The 20231-nt window shown below is 60.2% G+C and carries 18 protein-coding genes; 12 read left to right on the top strand and 6 right to left on the bottom strand.

Annotated features, from left to right (window positions below; genetic code table 11):
• Positions 1 to 35 precede the first annotated feature (35 nt).
• Together AB9L16_RS04815 and AB9L16_RS04820 are read left to right on the top strand one after the other, a co-directional pair.
• Positions 36 to 941: an alpha/beta hydrolase gene (locus AB9L16_RS04815; protein WP_375123181.1), complete on the top strand. Its 906-nt coding sequence runs from the start codon at positions 36 to 38 to the stop codon at positions 939 to 941.
• Entirely contained in the window at positions 938 to 1267 is a 330-nt protein-coding gene (locus AB9L16_RS04820) for a hypothetical protein (RefSeq protein ID WP_041478159.1), read from the top strand. The genes AB9L16_RS04815 and AB9L16_RS04820 overlap by 4 nt, the downstream gene beginning before the upstream one ends.
• 239 nt (positions 1268 to 1506) lie before the next feature.
• Here the strand turns inward: AB9L16_RS04820 and AB9L16_RS04825 are convergent, their stop codons facing one another.
• The 4 genes from AB9L16_RS04825 to AB9L16_RS04840 all read right to left on the bottom strand — a co-directional run bounded on the left by AB9L16_RS04825 (position 1507) and on the right by AB9L16_RS04840 (position 5919).
• Positions 1507 to 3750, bottom strand: coding sequence for a hypothetical protein (locus tag AB9L16_RS04825; protein ID WP_375123182.1), 2244 nt, complete (start codon positions 3748 to 3750; stop codon positions 1507 to 1509).
• Between the two features lie 201 nt (positions 3751 to 3951).
• A complete protein-coding gene (locus AB9L16_RS04830) occupies positions 3952 to 4740 on the bottom strand; it encodes an OmpA family protein (RefSeq protein WP_024011746.1) in 789 nt (262 codons plus the stop codon).
• A gap of 55 nt (positions 4741 to 4795) precedes the next feature.
• Entirely contained in the window at positions 4796 to 5200 is a 405-nt protein-coding gene (locus AB9L16_RS04835) for a DUF4398 domain-containing protein (protein ID WP_024011747.1), read from the bottom strand.
• Between the two features lie 374 nt (positions 5201 to 5574).
• The gene (locus AB9L16_RS04840; RefSeq protein ID WP_016771500.1) at positions 5575 to 5919 is read right to left on the bottom strand and encodes a hypothetical protein; all 345 of its coding nucleotides are present in this window, start codon (positions 5917 to 5919) and stop codon (positions 5575 to 5577) included.
• 213 nt (positions 5920 to 6132) lie between these two features.
• On the opposite strand from AB9L16_RS04840, the gene ppc reads away from it, so the two are divergent.
• The 7 genes from ppc (at position 6133) to AB9L16_RS04875 (ending at position 13470) form a co-directional block, all read left to right on the top strand.
• Entirely contained in the window at positions 6133 to 8763 is a 2631-nt protein-coding gene (gene ppc, locus AB9L16_RS04845; protein WP_252883244.1) for a phosphoenolpyruvate carboxylase, read from the top strand.
• A 300-nt stretch (positions 8764 to 9063) separates the two neighbouring features.
• On the top strand, positions 9064 to 9714 hold the full coding sequence (adk, locus tag AB9L16_RS04850) for an adenylate kinase (protein ID WP_056783171.1): 651 nt from the start codon (positions 9064 to 9066) through the stop codon (positions 9712 to 9714).
• 93 nt (positions 9715 to 9807) lie between these two features.
• Complete coding sequence (tsaB, locus tag AB9L16_RS04855) at positions 9808 to 10482, top strand: tRNA (adenosine(37)-N6)-threonylcarbamoyltransferase complex dimerization subunit type 1 TsaB (protein WP_056783172.1); 675 nt, start codon at positions 9808 to 9810, stop codon at positions 10480 to 10482.
• A 257-nt stretch (positions 10483 to 10739) separates the two neighbouring features.
• Complete coding sequence (locus AB9L16_RS04860; protein WP_016771497.1) at positions 10740 to 11048, top strand: hypothetical protein; 309 nt, start codon at positions 10740 to 10742, stop codon at positions 11046 to 11048.
• The gene (locus AB9L16_RS04865; RefSeq protein ID WP_236168075.1) at positions 11048 to 11908 is read left to right on the top strand and encodes a DUF72 domain-containing protein; all 861 of its coding nucleotides are present in this window, start codon (positions 11048 to 11050) and stop codon (positions 11906 to 11908) included. The genes AB9L16_RS04860 and AB9L16_RS04865 overlap by 1 nt, the downstream gene beginning before the upstream one ends.
• Before the next feature lie 30 nt (positions 11909 to 11938).
• Positions 11939 to 12775 carry an oxaloacetate decarboxylase gene (locus AB9L16_RS04870; RefSeq protein ID WP_375123183.1) on the top strand — a complete coding sequence of 279 codons (837 nt, stop codon included), beginning with the start codon at positions 11939 to 11941 and terminating at the stop codon, positions 12773 to 12775.
• 2 nt (positions 12776 to 12777) lie between these two features.
• Positions 12778 to 13470 (top strand): extensin family protein, encoded by a 693-nt coding sequence (locus AB9L16_RS04875; protein ID WP_305382295.1) that lies wholly within the window; start codon positions 12778 to 12780, stop codon positions 13468 to 13470.
• 3 nt (positions 13471 to 13473) lie between these two features.
• Here AB9L16_RS04875 and AB9L16_RS04880 read toward each other — a convergent pair whose 3' ends face one another.
• Complete coding sequence (locus tag AB9L16_RS04880; protein ID WP_056783179.1) at positions 13474 to 14094, bottom strand: hypothetical protein; 621 nt, start codon at positions 14092 to 14094, stop codon at positions 13474 to 13476.
• 92 nt (positions 14095 to 14186) lie between these two features.
• Here AB9L16_RS04880 and AB9L16_RS04885 point away from each other — a divergent pair, with 92 nt between their 5' ends.
• A complete protein-coding gene (locus AB9L16_RS04885) occupies positions 14187 to 14969 on the top strand; it encodes a class I SAM-dependent methyltransferase (RefSeq protein WP_375123184.1) in 783 nt (260 codons plus the stop codon).
• Positions 14970 to 15077: 108 nt separating this feature from the next.
• Here AB9L16_RS04885 and AB9L16_RS04890 read toward each other — a convergent pair whose 3' ends face one another.
• A complete protein-coding gene (locus AB9L16_RS04890) occupies positions 15078 to 15713 on the bottom strand; it encodes a TetR/AcrR family transcriptional regulator (protein ID WP_056783182.1) in 636 nt (211 codons plus the stop codon).
• A 94-nt stretch (positions 15714 to 15807) separates the two neighbouring features.
• Between AB9L16_RS04890 and AB9L16_RS04895 the strand changes: the two genes are divergently transcribed.
• Positions 15808 to 16908: an efflux RND transporter periplasmic adaptor subunit gene (locus AB9L16_RS04895; protein WP_041478148.1), complete on the top strand. Its 1101-nt coding sequence runs from the start codon at positions 15808 to 15810 to the stop codon at positions 16906 to 16908.
• Between the two features lie 6 nt (positions 16909 to 16914).
• Complete coding sequence (locus AB9L16_RS04900) at positions 16915 to 19983, top strand: efflux RND transporter permease subunit (protein WP_375123185.1); 3069 nt, start codon at positions 16915 to 16917, stop codon at positions 19981 to 19983.
• Positions 19984 to 20231: the final 248 nt, after the last annotated feature.

Consider the following 20231-nt stretch of genomic DNA (forward strand, 5'->3'; position numbering starts at 1 on the left):
TGTGTTCAGTTCTCTTCTTTGCGAGGTTTCACCGGATGAGAATCCTCGGCATCCTTTGCCTGCTCTTGACCCTCGGCGGTTGCAGTTCGCTGCTGTTCTACCCTGAACCGGGCCAGATATTTACTCCGGACAAAGCCAAACTCGAATACCGCACTGTCACTCTGATCACCGCTGATTGCTTCAAGCTCAACGCCTGGTGGCTGCCGGCCAAACCTGGCGTCGAGGTCAAAGGCACGGTCCTGCATCTGCACGGCAACGGCGGCAATCTGCCGATGCATCTGGGCGGCAGCTGGTGGTTGCCGAAGAATGGCTATCAGGTACTGCTGGTCGACTATCGCGGTTACGGTTTGTCCGAGGGCAAGCCGAGCCTGCCGGCGATCTATCAGGACATCGACGCCGCGTTCGCCTGGCTCGACAAAGCGCCCGAGGTCAAAGGCAAACCGCTGGTGCTGCTCGGGCAGAGCCTCGGCGGCGCGATGTCGGTGCATTGGCTGGCGCAGCACCCGGCACGGCAAAAACAACTCAAGGCCCTGGTGCTGGATGGTGTGCCGGCCAGTTATCGCAGTGTCGGCCAATTCGCCCTCAGCACTTCGTGGCTGACCTGGCCGTTGCAGGTGCCGCTGTCGTGGCTGGTGCCGGATGGCGACAGCGCGATCAACTCGATGGCGCAGCTGACCGGCGTGCCCAAGCTGATCTTCCACAGCATCGACGATCCGCTGGTGCCGATGGCCAACGGCATTCGCCTGTATCAAGCGGCGCCGCCGCCGCGCGTGTTGCAGCTGACCCGTGGCGGTCATGTGCAAACCTTCGGCGACCCGGTGTGGCGTCAGGTCATGCTGCGCTATCTCGACGATCCCGAGCACTTCGACGGCCTGCGCCGCCTCGGCGAAATCCCCAACTATCCGCCGCCCCCGAATTCCGAAGATGAGACCCCGCAATGACTGAAGAACGTAATGCCATCCCGCTGATCATCACCGGTATCTGCAGCATCCTCGGCACCGTCGGAGCGCTGTGGTACTACGGCTACCTGCACTTTGCCAAGCCGGAGGATGCATTGCTGCTCAGCGAATTCACCATGCTCAAGACGGTGCCGGGCGAGGACTACAAAGTCTCGCTGACCCCCGCGCCGCAAGTGGCGCAGTGCATTGATGGTGTGCTGGTGTTGTTTGATACCGAGCAGAAAGGGTTGACCGGTGTGTTGATCAATGGCCAGAAAAAGGCTGTGCGCTGCATGGGGGAGGAGACGCCGCAGAAGCTGGAGCAGTGATTCTGCTGGATCACTTTCCCCCTCTCCCATTGGGAGAGGGGACTGACCGAGGTGTATTCCGCCATACATCGACCTGAGAGACCGTGTCGATTATGGATTCAATAAAGCACTTTCAGATCGATGTATCTCTAGAGCATCCCCCAATCGGCTCCCTCTCCCTCGGGGAAGGGTTGGGGTGAGGGGCTACAGTAGGAAACTTAACAAAGAGCCCCTCCATTTGAACGAAGGAGCTTTTACAGCTAAGGGCTGGCTGTCACCGTGATTTTTCGATTGGCACTCCACGGCGAGCGCTTACCGTCAATGCTTTGCCATGCAGTCATGGAAAACGGGCCGACGGGTAAGCTCCAGACACTTTGCACCGACCAGTTGCCGTAAGCATCGGCATCTGTTTCCGCCAGTATGTTGTAAGGGCCGTTAACCTTGGTGACCCGGATATGGGCACCCGGCAGCGCTTTTCCCGAGAGCAGCGGATTTTGGCCGCTTTCACTGCCCTCTACCGGTGTGTCGATAACAGGCGCTGCGGGTGCGTCAGTTACCGTGATTTTTCGATTGGCGCTCCAGGGTGAGCGATGGCCATCGATACTTTGCCATGCAGTCATGGAAAACGGGCCGACGGGTAAAGTCCAGACACTTCGCACCGACCAGTTGCCATAGTCATCGGCGTCTGTTTCCGCCAGTACCTCGTAAGGGCCGTAGACCTTGGACACACGGATATGTGCGCGCGGAACAGCTTTGCCGGAGAGCAGAGGGTTTTGACCACTGTCACTACCCTCTAGTGGGGTTTCTATGACTGGCGCCTCGAGCGTATCAATTACCTTGATTGTTCTATTGGCACTCCACGGCGAGCGCTTACCATCAATGCTTTGCCAGGCTGTCATGGAAAAAGGCCCTGAGGGTAATGTCCAGACACTTCGCACTGACCATTTGCCATAGGCATCAGCGTCTGTTTCCGCCAGTATTTCGTAAGGGCCGTAAACGCGGGTTACGCGAATATGGGCGCCAGGCAATGCTGTGCCTGAAAGCAAAGGGTTGTAACCGGAGTCAGCGTTTTCCACTGGCCTGGAGATAACCGGGGGAGGCACATCCACGATATCAACAACGTTGAATAAACGCTGCTCGGACGGCCCCGAGACTCTGTCGCCAAAGTACTGCCGAAGCACAAGCGCATTGGGGCCTGATGGCCTATCGGTAGGAGGGGTTATTGACCACCTGCCTTGTACATCCGCGATAGCTGTTGCGAAGAAAGTCTCCGGGGTTGCGGCTTCTGCTACCTTGATCGTTGCTCCCGGTCGCGCCGTTCCAGTGATCAAAGGTTTCAGCGTTGTTGTAGCGTTCTGCTCGGGTGTCATGACCAGCGGTGGCACGACTGTCGTTGTGCAATATGGGAGGCCTTGTCCGTTTATTGCAATTGCGAGCGATCCACCAGCCTTATCCGTCGCACAGACTTTGATTTTGATTTTTGCCGTCGCGTCTTCCAGCGTCCGTCCTGGCTGCAGGGTAGGATCGTTCGTTGTGGCAGTTTCTGGCGAGGCATCCAATTGCACATTGCGCACCGTCCCGTTCAGTGACGAGTACCTGATCCAGACGCCGGTCACGCGATTATCGGTGGGAGAAAATTCGTCGAATGGTGTGGGCTGGCGGTACTCAAGCGCTATCAACTGAGGTTCTGTGGGCCGATTGATCATGTAAAGTTGAGGCCCTTCCTTACCCAATACCCCCAGGCGGTACAGACCTGTCTTACTGATCACGGCGGCTTGCGAGTCATCTAGCCAGCCGGAAAACCACCGGTTGATTGCCGGATAGAGTGTTCCGCCACCCGATACCGAGTCTCCAGTATCACCATACCCGACCGGGCTGCACTCTTCAGGAGCCTGAACAACGTCGTTACTCACCGGACATTTGGTATAAGTGCCGCCATGTGGGTATCCCAGATTGTGGCCGAATTCGTGCTTCCATGTATGCGGTGAGCCCGGCATACCTTTAACCCAAATCCAGTTTCCCGGCACCGTAGCGATTGCGCCGCCGCCACAGGGGACCGCCACAAAGAGGAATGGAAAACCTGCGGGATCAATGTTTTGTGCACGGGCCGCTTTGCGTCCTGCGTCGAGACTGCCTGAAGCGGAGCATGTTGCAGGTTTTGGACCGAAATCTGCCTCGATCTGTGTGCCTTCCAGTTTCAGTTTATTGCCGGAGGCAGCGAGGATGTAGGAGCGCAATGAATTCCAGTGCGTTGAGAAAGTTTGCTCAGCAATTTTTCCGGAGTCCAGGCCCGGTTCGCCTGACCAGTGCCCGACCACCAGCAATACCTTTTGAACGCCTGTGATGGGGCGTTTTATCGAGGGAGTCAGTAGTTCGGGATCGGTGCTGATGACCATGTCATCGGGATCATACAAAGGCTCTGGTGGGATTGCCGCGTTGCTCCAGCTCATCGCTGTATGGAGAAGTGTCGACAAAAATCCGACTGCGATGATTGATCGTTTCATCGGGGAATCCTTGTGAGGATCAGGCTGACAGGTAACAGCCTCTTCCATGTACCGATTCTCGTCCACTGTCATAGTTGACAGTGGACTTCGCTTTCGGAAGACGAAACGGTCATGGGAATTGAGTCAACCGACTTTCACAATTCCACAAAAAAAGCCCCGCCTGATCAACTCAGGCGGGGCTTTTGCGTTACCGGGTGGAGCTTAGTTCGAGCTCACCGAAGAACGCGGTGCAACCGGCTGGTTGTCGTTGGAAATGGTCACTTCCACACGACGGTTCATCGCACGACCCGAAACGCTGCCGTTATCCGCTACCGGGTATTCCTTGCCATAACCCTGAGCGACGATGCGCGAAGGGTCGACGCCCATCTTGATCAGGGCCATCTGCACGGAAGTCGCGCGGCGCTCGGACAGCGACTGGTTGTAGCTTGCGGTGCCAGTGCTGTCGGTGTAACCCTCGACGATCACTTTGCGATCCGGGTTTTCCTGGAGGAATTGCGCCAGTTTGTTGATGTTCACCAGACCGCTGGATTTCAGATCAGCCTTGTTGGTGGCGAACAGCACGTCACCGAAAGTCACCAGCGTACCGCGATCGGTCTGCTTGGCGTTGAGGCTGTCCTGCAGCTGTTTGATCTGCTGGTCACGGGCATCCAGACGAGCCTGGGCGCGTTGCGCAGCGGCGTTTTTCAGGTTGTTTTCAGCGGTGCGCAGAGCGATGGTCTGCTTGGCCACTTCCACGCGCTGGTTGGTCAGGTAAGCCAGTTGGTCAACCTTGGCTGCATCTTCTTTGTCCAGATAAGCCTTGTCGGCCTTGTCCAGGTAATCGCTGGCGTCTTTGGTTTCCAGTGCCGCGACTTTGCTCGCCTGTGGGTTGGCCTGCAGGCCGGCGTAGTTGGTGCGCGCCTGTTCCAGGTTCGGGTTAGGCGGTGTGGAGCAGGCTGCCAGTGCAACGCTTGCGGCCAGAAGAGCGGGAATCATCAGTTGCTTACGCATAATTTTTCGTCCTTTCTATCGGTAAGAGTTTCAGCTTTGCGGTCGGGATGCGCGCTTACTGCACAGTGCGCTGGCTTTCCTGACGCAGTTCCTGAACACCTTTCTGGGAATCCTTCACAGCCTGTTCGGCCTTGGCGGCCTGAGCCTTGCGTTCAGCGACGCGAGCGTCCCATTCAGCCTGTTCGGACAGGCGACGGGCTTCGTCATACTTCTTGTCGTGCATGGCGATTTCAGCTTGTTTCAGCTTGTCCTGAGCCTGCTTCATTTCCACCGCAGCGAATTCGGTACCGCCAGCGCTGACGGCGCTGTTGACGGCCGATTGGGTCACGGCGTACTGCTCGGTCGGTGGGTTACCGGCGCAACCGGCCAGTACGAAGCTGGTGCCGATGGCCAGAGCGGCCAGTTTCAGACCGCGCAGGTGGGAAAACGAGGTTTGGGTTTTCATGGTCTTCAACTCCATTAGGCATCTCCTGAAAATACAACTGAATCCATCCTGGCAGAGGAGGCGAAAGCATCGCTTGTAGACGCGAATTGAAACGCTCGTTCCAGGCGTGGTTACCTGTTCCGACCGGCGGCATTTTTGAAAAGTTCAGAAAAGATGGCCTATCGCCAAAAATTTAATTGACCGTTTGGACAAGGCTCTGGGGCGGGAACTTTGGGGCTTTGGAGCGGTACGCGCGGGTGTATTTTGTCTGTTGATAAACCAATTTGCGAACTGGAATACAGCCTATGAGCGAGCCTGCTCGCGAATGAGATGTGTCAGTCAGCGCAAATGCTGAATGAAAATCCGCATTCGCGAGCAGGCTCGCTCCCACGGTTTTGATGTGTGTCGAGTCAGTGCTTCTGCTTGTTCTCAGCCGAGGACAGATCATGCAAATGCCGTCGCGACAACGCCAGAAAACGCGGCGTCGGGCCAACATCTTCATACAGCGGATCACCTTCCTCATCCGTCGCCACCACTGTTGAACCCTTCACATACGGCAGGCTCGCTTCGAATTCTTCAAGTGCGGCGCCGATCAGCTCGCCGAGCAGTTCCTCGGGATGACGCTTTGGGTACATTTCGGCAATCGCCGCCAGCCTTGCGGCGGCTTCGACGTCCAGATGAATCGTGTAGCCGGTGTCGGTCAGGCGACCTTTGGCGTTTTCTTCCCAATGCTGGGCGAGTTCACGAATTTTCATGATGACCTCATTTAGCGCCTGCTGACGGCAGGCCTGGGTGAGTGTCCGGCAGCGCCGGCGGCGGGCCGTCGTACGGCTTACTGTTGAGACTAGCTTTCGCCGGCAAGGTTTAAAGTCAATTCGTCGCCTGCTTGTAAGAAGCGGCGCAGAGCGGCACTCTCTGGCAAAGCATTCGTTTCTGCGCTGTCCCCGATTACCGCTGGAGAACTGCTGATGACCGATATTGATGCACGCTTGCGCGAAGATGTTCACCTGCTCGGAGAGCTGTTGGGCAACACCATTCGAGACCAGTACGGCGAGGCGTTCCTCGACAAGATCGAGCAGATTCGCAAAGGCGCCAAGGCCGACCGGCGCGGCTCGATGGACGCTGAACTGAGCGCCAGCCTCAATCAATTGAGCGAAGACGAATTGCTCCCGGTCGCGCGGGCCTTCAATCAGTTTCTCAACCTGGCCAACATTGCCGAGCAGTACCAGCTGATCCATCGCCGCGAGGAGTCGCAACCGGCGCCGTTCGAGTCGCGGGTGTTGCCGGAACTGCTCGCGCGCCTGCGCAGCGAAGGGCACAGCGCCGAATCTCTGGCCCGGCAGCTGGCGCGGCTGGAAATCGAACTGGTGCTGACCGCGCACCCGACCGAAGTGGCGCGACGCACGTTGATCCAGAAGTACGACGCGATCGCCGCGCAACTGGCCGCGCAGGACCATCGCGACCTGACCAGCGCCGAGCGCGAGCAGATCCAGAGCAAACTGCAACGGCTGATCGCCGAAGCCTGGCACACCGAAGAAATCCGCCGCACCCGCCCGACGCCGGTCGATGAAGCCAAGTGGGGCTTCGCGGTGATCGAGCATTCGTTGTGGCAGGCGATCCCCAACCATATGCGCAAAGCCGATCAGGCGCTGTTCGCCGCTACGGGCCTGCGCTTGCCGCTGGAAGCCGCGCCGATCCGCTTCGCTTCGTGGATGGGAGGCGACCGTGACGGCAACCCCAATGTCACCGCCGCCGTCACTCGCGAAGTCTTGCTGCTGGCGCGCTGGATGGCCGCTGATTTGTACCTGCGCGATGTCGATCATCTTGCTGCCGAGCTGTCGATGCAGCAGGCCAGCGACGCGCTGAAGGCCAAGGCTGGCGACAGTGCCGAACCGTATCGCGCGGTGCTCAAGCAACTGCGCGAACGCCTGCGCGCCACACGCAACTGGGCGCATGCCGCGTTGACCGCGCCGACCCCGGCAACCGCCGATGTGCTACACGACAATCGCGATCTGCTCGAGCCTTTGCAGTTGTGTTTCAACTCGCTGCACGAATGCGGCATGGGCGTCATCGCCGACGGGCCGTTGCTCGATTGCCTGCGTCGGGCGGTGACGTTCGGCCTGTTTCTGGTGCGCCTCGATGTGCGTCAGGATTCGACCCGGCACAGCTCGGCGATGACGGAAATCACCGATTACCTCGGCCTCGGCCGCTATGAGGAATGGGACGAAGAACAGCGCATCAACTTCCTCACCGAAGAATTGAGCAACCGTCGCCCTTTGCTGCCCGCGCATTTCAAACCGTCGGCGGACACCGCTGAAGTGCTCAACACCTGCAAGGAAATCGCCGCCGCACCCGCTGCGTCGCTGGGCTCCTACGTGATCTCCATGGCTGGCGCCGCTTCCGATGTGCTCGCGGTGCAACTGCTGCTCAAGGAATCCGGCGTACTGCGGCCGATGCGCGTGGTGCCGCTGTTCGAAACCCTCGCCGACCTCGACAACGCCGGGCCGGTGATGGAACGTCTGCTGCTCTTGCCGGGCTATCGCGCGCGTTTGCACGGCCCGCAGGAAGTGATGATCGGCTATTCCGACTCGGCCAAGGACGCCGGCACCACCGCTGCGGCGTGGGCGCAATATCGCGCGCAGGAACGACTGGTGGAAATCTGCCGTGAGCAGCAAGTCGAATTGCTGCTGTTCCACGGTCGCGGCGGCACCGTGGGGCGTGGTGGCGGTCCGGCGCACGCGGCGATTCTGTCGCAACCACCGGGTTCGGTGGCGGGACGTTTCCGCACCACCGAGCAGGGAGAAATGATTCGTTTCAAATTCGGCCTGCCGGACATCGCCGAGCAAAACCTCAATCTGTATCTGGCCGCCGTGCTTGAGGCGACCTTGCTGCCACCGCCGCCGCCGACTCCGGAATGGCGCCATCTGATGGACGAACTGGCGGCGGACGGTGTCAGCGCTTACCGCCAGGTGGTGCGGGAAAATCCGCAATTCGTCGAGTATTTCCGGCAGTCGACCCCGGAGCAGGAATTGGGACGTTTGCCTCTGGGCAGTCGCCCGGCCAAACGTCGCGCCGGCGGTATCGAAAGCCTGCGGGCGATCCCGTGGATTTTCGGTTGGACCCAAACCCGATTGATGTTGCCGGCCTGGCTGGGTTGGGAGACGGCGCTGAGCAAGGCGCTGGAGCGCGGCGAAGGTGAGTTGCTGGGGCAGATGCGCGAACAATGGCCGTTCTTCCGCACCCGTATCGATATGCTGGAAATGGTCCTGGCCAAGGCTGATGCAGATATTGCGCAGTCCTACGACGAGCGTCTGGTTGAAGCTGATCTGCTGCCATTGGGCGCGCAGTTACGCGACCTATTGTCGCAGGCATGCTCCGTCGTGCTCGGTCTGACCGGGCAGTCGCAGCTGCTGGCGCACAGTCCGGACACCCTCGAATTCATCCGCTTGCGCAACACCTACCTCGACCCGCTGCATCTATTGCAGGCGGAACTGTTGGCGCGTTCGCGGCAGCAGGATGTCGAGCAGGGCAGCCCGGTGGAACAGGCGCTGCTGGTGTCTGTGGCGGGGATTGCCGCCGGATTGCGCAATACCGGCTAAGGTTGCTGATCACCTCAGGCGGCATTCGCGACAAGGGTCGGATGCCGCTTCTCCTGCTGTAGGAAAGTGCCGCGAGGCGACAGTTAATGTAGGGGTTGCGACTTGGGTTACCGCGTCGCGAGGTCACGGCGGGCGTCGGTTTCTCCGACTTTTGGCGTCTTGTGTGGGCGCAGCCTGCTGTGTATCTTGATCAGCCTTTGGCCGTTTGTGCGGCCACGACCCGTATTTTCAGGATCCGCCGGTTACGAGCGAATCCTTTGTTTTGTAAAGCTTTTATATAAAAAATTGAGGAGCACATCGATGCGCGTCATTCTGCTGGGAGCTCCCGGGGCCGGTAAAGGTACTCAGGCAAAGTTCATCACCGAGAAATTCGGCATTCCGCAAATCTCCACCGGCGACATGCTGCGTGCTGCGGTCAAGGCTGGCACTCCACTGGGCGTGCAAGCCAAGAGCATCATGGATGCCGGCGGCCTGGTGTCGGATGACCTGATCATCGCGCTGGTCAAGGACCGCATCGCTCAACCTGATTGCGCCAACGGTTTCCTGTTCGACGGCTTCCCGCGCACCATTCCGCAGGCTGAAGCGCTGGTCACTGCCGGCGTCGAGCTGGATGCCGTGGTCGAGATCGCTGTAGAAGACGAAGAAATCGTTCAGCGCATCGCCGGTCGCCGTGTTCACGAAGCCAGCGGCCGTGTTTACCACATCGTCTACAACCCGCCGAAACTGGCTGGCAAGGACGACATCACCGGCGAAGAGCTGGTACAGCGCAAGGACGACACCGAAGAGACCGTGCGTCATCGCCTGTCGGTCTACCACTCGCAGACCAAACCGCTGGTGGAGTTCTACCAGAACCTTTCCGCCAAGAACGGCGGCAAGCCAAAGTACAGCCACATCGAAGGCGTGGGTTCGGTTGATGCAATCACCACCAAGGTGCTGGCCGCGCTGAGCTGAAAAGTCTGATCGGCTGCATCATCCACGGCCCGCTTGCGGGCCGTTGTTGTTTATACTGACGCACTTTTTCCCACCCCTGTTTTGGAAACATCGATGAGCACCTTGCTGGCCCTGGACACCGCGACTGAAGCTTGCTCCGTTGCCTTGCTGCATGACGGCAAGGTCACGAGCCATTACGAGGTGATCCCGCGCCTGCATGCGCAGAAGCTGCTGCCGATGATTCAGCAATTGCTCGCCGATGCCGGCACCACGCTGCAAGCGGTCGACGCGATTGCTTTCGGCCGTGGCCCGGGCGCGTTTACCGGTGTGCGCATTGCCATTGGTGTGGTGCAGGGTTTGGCCTTTGCTCTGGATCGTCCGGTGTTGCCGGTATCCAACCTTGCCGTGCTGGCCCAGCGTGCCTTTCGTGAACATGGCGCAAGCCAGGTCGCGGCTGCGATCGATGCGCGGATGGATGAAGTGTATTGGGGCTGCTACCGCGAGACGGCGGGGGAGATGCGTCTGGTTGGTGCCGAAGCCGTGTTGCCGCCGGAAGTCGCCGCGTTGCCCGCTGATGCCAGTGGCGATTGGTTCGGTGCCGGTACCGGTTGGGGTTACGGCGAGCGCATCGCGGTCAATCTGAGCGGCTCCGACGCCGGCATGCTGCCCCACGCCGAAGACCTGCTGACCCTGGCGCGTTTCGCCTGGGAGCGCGGTGAGGCGATCCCGGCAGATGACGCGCAGCCGGTTTACTTGCGCGATAAAGTTGCCACCCCCAAAGCCCGCTGATACGACACTTTCTCCTGTGGGAGCGAGCCTGCTCGCGAAGGCTTCTGGTCAGTCAATGCATGTGTTGAATGTGCTGAACCCTTCGCGAGCAGGCTCGTTCCCACAGGTTCGCGGTCACATACAAATATCGCCAATCGTCAGTTTCTGCCCCCTCGCTTAAAACCTTTTGCGCTTTATGTGTTCTAGTTATCACTCGGCGGTTTGCTAAGTCGGTCAAGTGCCGCTAAATTGCCATCATTGATACCGAGCATGACATTATGCGTATAGACGGCGTTTCCACTCAGTCCTACCCCATCAAGCGCAAGCCGCGTAAAGGCAATGCGGCGCTGGATGAGTCCGTCGAGATCATCGACGGCGAGCTGGAATTCCCGAGCGAAGAGCAGTTGGCCGCCCGTGCTGCCCAAGCTACCGCGCAACGCCTGAGCAACCTGCCTGCCCGTCAGCAAGACATGATCTACCACCGCGCGATGAAGAAAAGCGTAGCCATGGCCCTGGCCAGCTACCTGAGCACCGCCGGTTTTGTCGATTGGGACGCAGACGTGCTGGGCCTCGATCTGTATATCTGATGGATCTGCCTTACTACCTCGGTTGCCCGTCCTGGAGCGAAAATGCCTGGCGCGAGTATCTGTATCCGGTAGACGCAAAAACCTCCGACTTTCTCGCTCTCTACTGCCAGGTGTTCAACGCCGTCGAAGGCAACACCACCTTCTACGCCAGCCCGTCGCCAGCCACTGTGCAACGCTGGGCCGAGATCATGCCGGCGCACTTTCGCTTCACTGCCAAATTCCCCGGCGACATCAGCCACAGCGGCGACTTGCGCGAGCAACTGACCGCTGCCGAAACCTTCCTGCAATTACTCAAGCCGTTAGGCGAACGTGTTTCGCCGCTGTGGCTGCAACTGTCGAAAAGCTTCACGCCGCAGCGTCTGCCGGAGCTCGCGGCGTTTATCGATGCACTGGATTGCCCGCTTGCGGTCGAGGTGCGCAATGAACAGTTCTTCGCCAAGGGCGAGAGCGAGCGTCTGCTCAATCGTCTGTTGCTGGATCGCGGTGTCGAGCGCATCTGTCTCGACCCGCGCGCGCTGTTCAGCTGCTTGTCGACCGAGTCCTCGGTGATCCACGCGCAGTCGAAAAAGCCGCGAGTGCCCACCCGTCCGGCGGCGTTCACGCAGTTTCCGCAGGTGCGCTTCATCGGCCATCCCGAGCTTGAGGCCAACGATGCGTTTCTCGTGCCGTGGGTGGCGAAGATTGCTGAATGGATCGAAGAGGGGCGCACGCCCTACGTCTTTCTGCATACCGCCGATAACCTGTTGGCAGCGAAACTGGCGCAGCGTTTTCACTCCCAACTGATGCAACGTTTGCCTGGCTTGCCCGCGCTGCCTGAGCTATACAGAGAACCCGCCGCCGAGCAGCTTGGCTTGCTCTGAGGCGGGTTTTTTCTGCCCGGGAGGCCGTCGATGAACGTCCAAGTCAGTCAACAGCAACGCCTCAAAGCCCAAGCCTTCAAAGCGCTGCATGATCGCCAGGGGATCTTCGTCATCCCTAATCCGTGGGATGCCGGCTCGGCGAAGATGCTCGCCAGTCTCGGTTATCAGGCCTTGGCCACCACCAGCGCTGGTTACGCGTTTTCCCAAGGCAAGCCTGATGGCGCGTTGAATCTCGACGAGACCCTGGCCAATGTCCGGGCGATTGTCGCAGCGACGGATCTGCCGGTGGCGGTGGATCTGGAAAACGGCTTTGCCGATGATCCGGTCGAGTCTGCGCAGAGTCTGTTGCGCGCCGCCGAAGCGGGCGCGGTGGGCGGGTCGATCGAGGACGCTTCGGGCCGTGCGGACGCGCCGATCTATTGCTTCGAACACGCCGTTGCACGGATTGAAGCCGCTGTCGCGGCGGTGCGCACCCTGCCGTTTCCCTTCATCCTCACCGCTCGCGCGGAAAATTACCTGCACGGCAACCCCGATCTTGACGACACCATTCGCCGTTTGCAGGCATTTGCCGAAGCCGGAGCCGACGTGCTCTATGCGCCGGGTTTGCGCAGCGCCGAAGAAGTGCGCGCAGTGGTGCAAGCGGTGGCGCCGAAACCGGTCAATGTGTTGATGTCTGGCGGTTTGAAACTGACCGTGCAACAGCTCGAGGAACTGGGCGTCCGGCGGATCAGCACCGGCTCGGCACTGGCGCTGGCGGCGTTCGGCGAGTTCTTCCGCGCGGCTGAGGAAATCCAGCAATCCGGCACCTTTGGCTTCACGTCACAGTCGATGCCGTATGCCAAGGCCAATCAACTCTGCAAGGACTGAGCATGGGACGTTGGCTGTTCTGGGGGGTGTTGCTCGCGATCGCTGGTGGCGCGGTGAGTGTCTGGCGTGGCTGGCTGGACGTGCCGCCGCAGTGGAACCCGTGGGCGCCATTGGACATAAAAGCCGCGCCCAACTGGCTGACCGGTTACAAACTCATGCGCCTGCGCAGCGATCCTGAGCTTTGCGCACAGGCGCTGAGCAGCTCGGATCTGCGCGTCAGCCCCCAGGCCGACAGCCCCGGCGCCAAGTGTCCGCTGGTCGGTGCTCTGCGGGTGCAGGGCGGTGGAGTGGCGCTGAGCAGCAGTTTCATTGCCAGTTGCCCGCTGGCGGTGGCGTACGCGATGTTCGAACACCACACCCTGCAACCGGCCGCGCAATCGGCTTATGGCCAGAAGATCGCGCGTGTCGATCACCTCGGCAGCTTTGCCTGTCGCAATGTCTACAACCGTGAGAGCGGTGCCCTCAGTCGACATGCCAGTGCCGACGCGCTGGACATTGCCGGTTTCCGTTTGGCTGGCGGACGCACGATCAGCGTGCTCAGGGATTGGCCCAAGCAAAACCAGGACGCAGAGTTTCTCCGCCAACTGCGCGACGGCGCCTGTGAGTCATTCAGTGTGGTGTTGAGTCCGGACTACAACGCCGCCCATCGCAATCACTTTCATGTCGATGTCGGGCGCTGGAGCGTGTGTCGCTGAGGATCAGGCGGCGAGGCGCAGGTTCTGCAGAACGATCGGGCGAGCCCAGCCGTTATCGAAGTCCAGAGCTTTCTGCTGCTCGACGATTTCTTCCGGCGGGAACGGCGGGTAAGGCTTCTGCAGCAAGTCCAGATCGAACTCGGCAATCGGCAGGTACAGCGGACGTTTCTGCGGCGCAGGGCCTGGCTCCGGCACTGGCTGGCCATTGTTGATCACAATCGGGCGTACCCAGCTGCTGTCGAAATCCTGTTGCTCTTGCTGGGCTTTGAGCTCTTCCGGCGGGAACGGTGGGAACGGCTTGTCCAGCAGCTCCATTTCGAACTCGGCGATCGGCAGGAACAGTGGCTCCGGCGGGCGAACCTGGGTTTCGACCACATCGCATTCGCGCTGGCTGACGATGTGCGCGTGCAACTCGCTGCCAACGGTTGGTTCTTCCGGGCTGTTCAGGTCAACCGGTGGAAACGTGCCACAGGCAGGCACCACTTCACTCGTCTGTTCGGCCAGAGCCTGGGCAAAGAAATCCTGCCACAGGTGACTGACGCCGCTCAGTGCTTGAGTGTTATGACGGCTGAAGTCGCCATGGGGCGAAACGTAGCCAATCGATGTGGGAAGAATGCCTGACATTTTTTTCGGTTGACGCTCAGCTCTGGCAAAATGCGCGTTGAATGGTTTATCGGCGGTTTTTGTCGATCCTTAACTTTTTTGAGCGTTTTTTCATGATCGAGTCACCCGCGGCCTGCCGCATCCATGTCCAGGCCCTCGCCCCGACGTTTCAAGCGCAAGCCGAACACTGGGCCGAACGTCTCGGCCTGCCGCTCGGCGAGGCCGACGGCGAGTTCGCCTTGCAGGTCGGCGAGCAGGGTTTGCAGTTGCAGCAGCTTGGCCCGGATGCGCCTGGACCGGTGCGGGTCGACTTCGTCGAAGGCGGCGCGGCGCATCGTCGTTTGTATGGCGGCGGCAGCGGCCAGATGATTGCCAAGGCTGTCGGCATCGCCCAAGGCGTGCGCCCGCGCGTGCTGGATGCCACGGCGGGCTTGGGCAAGGATGCATTTGTGCTGGCCAGTCTCGGTTGTGAAATGAGCCTGATCGAGCGTCAGCCGCTGATCGGCGCACTGCTTGAGGACGGCTTGGCGCGGGCGGCAGAAGATTTCGACGTGTCGCCGATCGTGGCGCGGATGAAATTGCTCAAGGGCAACTCCATCGAAGTGATGCGCAGTTGGGAAGGGGAGCCGCCGCAGGTGATCTATCTCGACCCGATGTTCCCGCATCGCGAGAAAACCGCGCTGGTGAAAAAGGAAATGCGCCTGTTCCGCCCGCTGGTCGGTGATGATCCGGATGCACCGGCCCTGCTTGAAGCCGCGCTGGCGCTGGCCACGCACCGGGTGGTGGTCAAGCGCCCGCGCAAGGCACCGTGCATCGAAGGGCCGAAACCGAGCCATGCGCTGGATGGCAAATCGAGCCGGTATGACATTTATCCGAAGAAAGCGCTGAAGCCCTGAGACCGCGTCGCCCCATTCGCGAGCAGGCTCGCTCCCACAGTAGGAAATGCATTCCAGTGTGGGAGCGAGCCTGCTCGCGAAGCGGTCTGCACAAGCACCGCAAAACTGTCAGGGTTTGTAAGCCCGCATAAACAACCCCACCACCTCCCGCACATGCCGCTCCGCTTCCTCTCCGGTCAGCGGCTCGCCGCAGCCGTACAACAAACGAAAATTTCCCGCCCCTTTGATCAGGCAGAAGAAGTGCTCGGCGGCGTTGCGTGGCTGGTCGATGCTCAGCGCGCCGGTTGCATGGATTTTCGCCAGCAGACCTTCCATGCCGTTGACCACGCGCTCTGGGCCGGCCTCGAAGAAGATCAGCGACAGCTTCGGGTCCTGACTGCCCAGCGCCATGATCAGACGGTGCAGGTTCACCGATTCATCGCTGTTGATCAGTTGGTGAAAGCCCCGGGCAATGTTCAGCAATACATTTTCCACCGCGATGCCGTCCGGCAATTCGAAGAACAGCGGCGGCAATTGTTCCTCGCATTTCGCGACGACGGCGGCGGAGAACAGCGTCTCCTTGTCGTTGAAATGGCTGTAGACCGTCAGCTTCGACACGCCCGCCTCGCTGGCCACCGCGTCCATGCTGGTGTTGGCGTAGCCATGGCAAAGAAACAGGGTTTTCGCCGCATCCAGGATCGCCTGGCGTTTGGCCAGATCCTTGGGGCGGCCCGGGCCGTTTGGAGCTGAAAGATTGTTCGACATTCTTCGCTTTTAATACTGGACTGGTGAGTTTGCTATTAATACCATACCCGCCAGTATAAATATTCCAAGCCTCATTCGCGAAAGGTCCGTCACCATGTTCCGCCATGCGTTGTCCTTTGCCGTGCCAGTCAGTCTGGCGTTCCTGTTATCGGCGTGCGGTCAGGAGGAGGTGACGAAAGTCACCGTGCGCCCGGCCATGGTGGTGCAACCCGAGCCTTCGGCGCAGGCGATGGAAAGTTATCCGGGCGAGGTGCGAGCCCGCTATGAGCCTGATCTGGCGTTCCGCATCGGCGGCAAAGTCAGCCGACGACTGGTCGACGAAGGCCAGCGCGTCAAAGCCGATCAGCCTCTGGCCGAACTCGATCCGCAGGATGTGCGCCTGCAACTGGAAGCTACCCGCGCGCAGGTCGCCGCCGCCGAGGCCAATCTGAACCTGGTCCGCGCGGAACGTGATCGCTATAAAACCCTGATGGATCGGCAGATGGTCAGCCGCTCGGCCTACGACAATGCCGAAAATCTATATCGCTCCGGCGAAGCCCGCCTTAAACAAATCAAAGCTGAATTCAACGTTTCGACCAACCAGGCCAGTTACGCGGTGCTGCGTGCGCCACAGGACGGTGTGGTGGCCAAGCGTTCGGTGGAAGTCGGTCAGGTGGTCGCTGCCGGGCAAACCGTGTTCACCCTCGCCACCGATGGTGAGCGCGAAGTGTTGATCAGCCTGCCGGAGCAAAGCTTCGGCCGCTTCAAGGTTGGTCAGCCGGTTACCGTGGAATTGTGGGCACAGCAAAATCAACGCTTCGCCGGGCAGATCCGCGAGTTGTCGCCGTCCGCCGACCCGCGCTCACGCACTTTTGCCGCGCGTATCTCATTCACCAGCGGCAAAGTGCCGGCTGAACTGGGGCAGAGCGCCCGGGTGTTTGTGCAATCGGCTGACAGTGTCTCGCTGTCGATACCGCTTTCCGCGCTGACCGCTGAAAACGGCGCGACCTACGTCTGGGTGGTCAACGGCAACAACACGTTGAAGAAAACCCCGGTGCGGGTCGGTCCGTTTGGCGAGAAAAGCGTGGCGGTGCTCGAGGGGCTCAATGCCAGCGACTGGGTAGTGGCTGCCGGCGTTCATGTGCTGCTCGACGGCCAGCAGGTGCGGCCGGTGGATCGCTCCAACCGTGTGGTCAATCTGGCGAACAAGGAGTAAGCCCCAATGCGCTTCAACCTCTCAGAATGGGCGTTGCGTAATCGCCAGATCGTACTGTTCCTGATGCTTTTGCTCGCCGTTGTCGGCGCGTTGTCCTACACCAAGCTCGGCCAGAGCGAAGACCCGCCGTTCACCTTCAAGGCGATGGTCATTCAGACCCGCTGGCCCGGCGCGACCGCGCAGGAGGTCTCGCGCCAGGTCACCGAACGCATCGAAAAGAAGCTGATGGAAACCGGCGAGTACGAACGCATCATGTCGTTCTCCCGCCCCGGTGAGTCCCAGGTGACCTTCATCGCCCGCGACTCGATGCACTCCAAGCAAATCCCCGATCTCTGGTATCAGTTGCGCAAGAAGGTCGGCGATATCCGCCAGACCTTGCCGCCGGGAATTCAGGGGCCGTTCTTCAACGATGAGTTCGGCACCACCTTCGGCAATATCTATGCGTTGACCGGTGACGGTTTCGACTACGCCGTGCTCAAGGATTACGCCGACCGCATCCAGATTCAACTGCAAAGGGTCAAGGACGTTGGCAAGGTCGAACTGCTTGGGTTACAGGACGAGAAAGTCTGGGTCGAGCTGTCCAACGTCAAACTCGCCACCCTCGGCTTGCCGCTGGCGGCAGTGCAGCAGGCGCTGGAAGAGCAGAACGCGGTGTCCACGGCGGGGTTCTTTGAAACCGGCAGCGAGCGCTTGCAGCTACGCGTCTCGGGGAATTTTCAGACAGTCGAAGAGATAAAGAACTTTCCGATCCGCGTCGCCGATCGTACGTTCCGTATCTCCGATATCGCCGATGTGCGTCGCGGTTTCAGCGACCCACCGGCGCCGCGCATGCGTTTCATGGGCGACGATGCGATCGGTCTGGCCGTGGCGATGAAGGACGGCGGCGACATTCTGGTGCTGGGCAAGGCGCTGGAGGGCGAGTTCTCGCGGATCCAGAAAAACCTCCCGGCCGGCATGCAGTTGCGCAAGGTGTCCGATCAGCCGGCAGCGGTAAAAACCGGCGTCGGCGAGTTCGTTCAGGTGTTGGTCGAGGCACTGGCGATCGTCTTGCTGGTGAGCTTCTTCTCTCTCGGTGTGCGCACCGGCATGGTCGTCGCGCTGACCATTCCGCTGGTGCTGGCGATGACCTTCGCCTGCATGTATTACCTCGGCATCGGCCTGCACAAGATTTCCCTCGGTGCGCTGGTGCTGGCGCTGGGTCTGCTGGTGGACGATGCGATCATCGCCGTGGAAATGATGGCGATCAAAATGGAGCAGGGTTTCGACCGCATTCGCGCGGCGAGTTATGCCTGGACCAGCACTGCATTCCCGATGCTTACCGGCACGTTGATCACCGCCGCCGGTTTCCTGCCGATTGCCACTGCGCAGTCCGGAACCGGCGAATATACCCGCTCGATTTTCCAGGTGGTGACCATTGCCTTGCTCGCCTCATGGGTGGCGGCGGTCATGTTCGTGCCGTATCTGGGGGAAAAACTCCTGCCGGATCTGGCGAAAATTCATGCGGCGAAACACGGCACAGGCGATGGTCAGCCGGACCCCTATGCGACGCCGTTTTATCAGCGCGTCCGGCGTCTGGTGGAGTGGTGCGTGGCGCATCGCAAGACGGTGATCGTGCTGACCGTGGGCCTGTTCATTGCCTCGGTGATGCTGTTCCGATTCGTCCCGCAGCAGTTCTTCCCGGCTTCGAACCGGCTGGAGTTGATGGTCGATCTGAAACTGGCCGAAGGCGTTTCTCTGGCCAATACCACCAGCGAAGTCAAACGCCTCGAAGCGCTGCTCAAGGAGCACGCCGGCATCGACAATTACGTGGCCTACGTCGGCACCGGCTCGCCGCGTTTCTACCTGCCGCTGGATCAGCAACTGCCGGCGGCGAGTTTTGCCCAGTTCGTGGTGCTGGCAAAAACCATCGAAGAGCGTGAAGCGCTGCGCAGCTGGTTGATCGAAACCCTCAACGAACAGTTCCCGGCCCTGCGTTCGCGGGTCACCCGTTTGGAAAACGGCCCGCCGGTTGGCTATCCGGTGCAGTTCCGCGTTACCGGTGAACACATCGAAGAAGTCCGTGCGTTGGCGCGCAAAGTGGCGGCAAAGGTTCGCGAGAATCCGCATGTGGTCAACGTGCATCTGGACTGGGAGGAGCCGAGCAAAGTTGTCTACCTGAACATCGACCAGGATCGCGCCCGCGCCCTCGGTGTGAGCACGGCCAATCTGGCGAAATTCCTGCAGAGTTCGCTGGTCGGCTCGACCGTCAGCCAGTACCGCGAAGACAACGAATTGATCGAGATTCTACTGCGCGGCACCGTGCACGAGCGCACTGAATTGTCGTTGTTGCCGAGCCTGGCGGTGCCGACGGATAACGGTCGCAGTGTGGCGTTGTCGCAGATTGCCACGCTGGAATACGGCTTCGAGGAAGGCATCATCTGGCACCGCAATCGGCTGCCGAACGTGACGGTGCGCGCCGACATTTACGGCAAGGAGCAACCGGCGACGCTGGTCAAGCAGATCATGCCGACGCTGGACCCGATTCGCGCCGAATTACCCGATGGTTATCTGCTGGATGTCGGCGGCACGGTGGAGGATTCCGAGCGCGGGCAGAAGTCGGTGAATGCCGGGGTGCCGATGTTCATTGTCGTGGTGCTGACCTTGCTGATGGTGCAGTTGCGCAGTTTCTCGCGCACGGCGATGGTGTTTCTGACGGCGCCGTTGGGGTTGATCGGGGTGACGTTGTTTCTGATGGTGTTCCGGCAGCCGTTCGGGTTTGTGGCGATGCTGGGGACCATCGCATTGTCCGGGATGATCATGCGCAATTCGGTGATTCTGGTCGATCAGATCGAGCAGGATATCGCTTCGGGGCTTAAGCCTTGGCAGGCGATTATCGAGGCGACGGTGCGGCGCTTCAGGCCGATTGTGTTGACGGCGCTGGCGGCGGTGCTGGCGATGATTCCGCTGTCGCGCAGTGTGTTTTTCGGGCCGATGGCGGTGGCGATCATGGGCGGGCTGATTGTGGCTACGGCGCTGACGCTGTTGTTTTTGCCGGCGTTGTATGCGGCCTGGTTTCGGGTGCGTAAGGAGGCTTGAGGTTTTTGTGTCGTGGCGGCCTTCGGGCCGACCATGACGTGGGGTTTTGGGTGTATATCCGTTGCTGTGGGTGTTGCTGATTACGGTTCCGCCCTTACGGCGGGTCACCTTTTTCAAACGCCAAAAAGGTAACCCAAAACGCTTGCTCCTGCGTTCGGCCCTCGCAGGCTCGGGTTCCTTCGCTGCGGGATCGATCCGGGCGCAGCGGCTACGGTTTGCTTCGCTGCACCTCCTTCCGCTGTGTCTGG

The sequence above is a fragment of the Pseudomonas sp. LW8 genome (assembly GCF_041956865.1).
In the GTDB taxonomy this organism is placed as follows: domain Bacteria; phylum Pseudomonadota; class Gammaproteobacteria; order Pseudomonadales; family Pseudomonadaceae; genus Aquipseudomonas; species Aquipseudomonas siliginis.